Source organism: Bacteroides sp. (assembly GCF_019417265.1).
GTDB lineage: Bacteria > Bacteroidota > Bacteroidia > Bacteroidales > Bacteroidaceae > Phocaeicola.
Genome location: NZ_DXVR01000151.1, coordinates 456 through 3,808, shown reverse-complemented (window position 1 = coordinate 3,808; position 3,353 = coordinate 456). Strand labels below are relative to the sequence as shown.

Sequence of the window (3,353 nt, the reverse complement as noted above, 5' to 3'; positions counted from 1 at the left end):
CCATGTCAGATGAAGATTTATTTTATTTTTATATGCAACACTAAGTTAAGTGAATCTTCTGACATGACAAAGTACTGGGCAATATATTATTACTCAGTACTTTAAATTATTTTCTTTAGAAATGTGTTGCGGAATTAAGGGTTATCTTAAGTTCTTTTTCTGCAACAAAATTATTCCTTATATATATTAATGGCAAAAAAGATAGATTTTGCAAAGAAATCTGTGGACAAAACCTTGGTTTTTCACGATAAATCATTTACTTTGTAATCATTATAAAAATATACACTTATTAATTATGAACATAATCGGAATTTACAGGTTTTATGCAGACGGTTTTAAGTCGATGACGACAGGACGCGTACTCTGGCTTATAATCCTGCTGAAACTTTTTGTAATGTTCTTTATAATCAAACTGTTCTTTTTCACTTCATTCCTGAAAGACAAGACCACAGAGGAGAAGCAGGACTATGTAGGCAATGAACTGATTATAAGAGCATCGGACTCATATGCGAAATAACTAATCAAACTAACTTAATAAAACTTTATTTTATGATTGAAGCTATTGACACTTCTTTGATTGACTGGTCGAGGGCACAGTTTGCCTTGACGGCCATGTATCACTGGCTGTTTGTTCCGCTCACATTAGGCCTTGCGGTGATAATGGGAACAATGGAAACAGTCTATTATCGCACGGGTAATGAGTTCTGGAAACGTACAGCCAAGTTCTGGATGAAACTGTTCGGAGTCAACTTTGCCATAGGCGTTGCTACAGGACTTATTCTTGAGTTCCAGTTCGGAACCAACTGGAGTAACTATTCGTGGTTTGTGGGCGACATCTTCGGTGCCCCTTTGGCCATAGAGGGAATATTGGCTTTCTTCATGGAGGCTACATTCATAGCCGTGATGTTCTTCGGATGGGAGAAGGTGAGCCGACGCTTCCACCTTGCATCCACATGGCTCACAGGGCTTGGAGCTACGATTTCGGCATGGTGGATACTCGTTGCCAATTCGTGGATGCAATACCCTGTAGGAATGGAGTTCAATCCTGACACCATGCGCAATGAGATGGTGGACTTCATGTCAGTGGCATTCTCGCCGGTGGCTGTTGTCAAGTTCTTCCATACAGTGATAAGCAGCTGGATTTTAGGAGCAGTGTTTGTGGTGGGAGTGAGCTGCTGGTATCTGATAAAGAAGCGTGAGAAAGAATTTGCCAAGGCAAGCATAAAGGTGGCCTCAGCGGTAGGTCTGTTCGCTTCAATCGTGACTGCTGCAACCGGCGACCAGTCGGCATATCAGGTGGCACAGGTTCAGCCTATGAAACTTGCATCAATGGAGGCACTTTATGATGGAAGTGCGCATGCCCCACTTACTGTAGTAGGTCCTGTAGAGATACCGGAGATGCTTTCCGTACTTGCCACACACAGTACAGACGGATTTGTTCCGGGTATAAACGATATAATGAAAGGCGGATATGAGTTGGCAGACGGCACTAAAGCTCTCTCTGTAGATGAAAAGATTGTGCGCGGAAAGATGGCCATAAAGGCATTGGCCGATTACAGACAGGCTAAAAAGGAAGGTGACACCGCAGTTATGGAGTCCTCACTCCGTGTACTTGATGAGAATATGCCGTATTTCGGCTACGGATATATAAAGGATACATCCACACTCGTACCGAATGTGAATCTTATGTTCTGGTCATTCCGTGTGATGGTAGGTCTGGGAATGTATTTCATCGTCCTGTTTGCCGTTCTGATGTTCCTCACCTGGAAGAAGACCTGCAATGTGGACTACCACAACTGGCTGCTGTGGTCGGGACTGTGGAGTATCCCTCTGGCATATATCGCCAGTCATGCCGGATGGATAGTGGCAGAGGTTGGACGCCAGCCATGGACCATTCAGGATATGCTGCCAGTGGATGCGGCGATATCCAAACTTGAAACAGGCTCCGTGCAGACCACATTCTTCATATTCCTCATCATGTTTACCGTCCTTCTGATAGCCGAGATAGGAATTATGCTGAAGGCTATAAAGCACGGTCCTGAGGATAAATAACACTATATGAATCTGATAAAACATTATTTACATTTGATATGGAATCTACATATATATTCTTACAGCACTACTGGTGGTTCATAGTATCACTGTTGGGTGCAATATTGGTGTTCCTGCTTTTTGTGCAGGGAGGCAACTCTCTGATTTACCGCATCGGTCAGACAGAGGAGGAGAGAAAGATGCTGATTAACTCCACAGGCAGAAAGTGGGAGTTCACGTTTACCACTCTTGTCACTTTCGGAGGAGCGTTCTTCGCATCATTCCCGTTGTTCTACAGTACAAGTTTCGGAGGAGCGTACTGGCTGTGGATGATAATACTTTTCACTTTCGTGCTTCAGGCTGTATCGTATGAGTTTCAGTCTAAGCTTGGCAATCTGCTCGGTCAGCGTACATACAGATACTTCCTTATGCTGAACGGTGTGATGGGACCGCTGCTTCTTGGTATGGCTGTGTCTACATTCTTCTATGGCTCAAACTTTGAGGTGACAAAGGATAATCTGACAGAATTGGGTATGCCTGTCATCAGCTCATGGTCGAACGGATGGCACGGGCTTGATGCCTTTGCCGAGCCATGGAATCTCGTGTTGGGTATGGCTGTGTTCTTCCTTGCAAGACTCCTTGGAGGTATGTATTTCATCAACAACATAGATAATGATGCGATAGAAACCCGTTGCCGCCGACAATTGGTTTCCGATGCAGTGCCTTTCCTCTTGTTCTTCCTGGCATACGTCATACGCACATTGCTCAAAGACGGATTTGCGGTAAATCCGGAAACTCAGATGATAGCGTTGGAACCGTACAAGTATTTCAACAATTTTGTGGACATGCCATACCTTCTTGTGCTCTTCTTGCTTGGAGTTCTCCTTGTGCTTTATGGTTTGGGTAAAAGCATACTTTCGCTTGCATTCAAGGGAGGTATATGGTATTCCGGCATAGGAACAATTCTTACTGTTCTGTCATTGCTGCTTGTTGCCGGATATAACAATACGGCATATTATCCTTCGCTGACAGATATGCAGAGCTCGCTGACAATATCAAACAGCTGCTCCAGCCTGTTTACTCTCAAGACCATGGCATACGTGTCAATTCTGGTTCCGTTTGTATTGGCATACATATTCTATGCATGGCGTGCCATCGACCGTAAGCCAATCACTGCAGATGAGATAAAGAATGATGACCATGCATATTGATGGTTAATAAATTGTGAAGTAAAGGAAATTAAAAGGAGTTAGAGAACTCGCTCTAATTTGGACTTTGATTGAAAATCAAGAAGTTGGGCGTTTGCCTATATTATACAGGTA

The 3,353-nt window shown here is 43.6% G+C and carries 3 protein-coding genes; all 3 read left to right on the top strand.

Features of this window, described 5'->3' with window-relative positions:
* Positions 1 to 295: 295 nt before the first annotated feature.
* From QZ379_RS12240 to QZ379_RS12230, 3 genes are read left to right on the top strand one after another with little or no spacing between them, the layout of a single operon-like run.
* Positions 296 to 517, top strand: coding sequence for a DUF4492 domain-containing protein (locus QZ379_RS12240; RefSeq protein ID WP_291565254.1), 222 nt, complete (start codon positions 296 to 298; stop codon positions 515 to 517).
* Positions 518 to 549: 32 nt separating this feature from the next.
* Complete coding sequence (locus QZ379_RS12235) at positions 550 to 2,052, top strand: cytochrome ubiquinol oxidase subunit I (RefSeq protein ID WP_291565252.1); 1,503 nt, start codon at positions 550 to 552, stop codon at positions 2,050 to 2,052.
* A 38-nt stretch (positions 2,053 to 2,090) separates the two neighbouring features.
* Entirely contained in the window at positions 2,091 to 3,242 is a 1,152-nt protein-coding gene (locus tag QZ379_RS12230) for a cytochrome d ubiquinol oxidase subunit II (RefSeq protein WP_291565249.1), read from the top strand.
* The last annotated feature ends 111 nt before the right edge of the window (positions 3,243 to 3,353 follow it).

What these genes read in the sequence shown, in the direction of transcription:
- QZ379_RS12240 (WP_291565254.1), top strand. Translation starts at nt 296, where the DNA reads ATGAACATAATCGGAATTTACAGGTTTTATGCAGACGGTTTTAAGTCG.
- QZ379_RS12235 (WP_291565252.1), top strand. Translation starts at nt 550, where the DNA reads ATGATTGAAGCTATTGACACTTCTTTGATTGACTGGTCGAGGGCACAG.
- QZ379_RS12230 (WP_291565249.1), top strand. Translation starts at nt 2,091, where the DNA reads ATGGAATCTACATATATATTCTTACAGCACTACTGGTGGTTCATAGTA.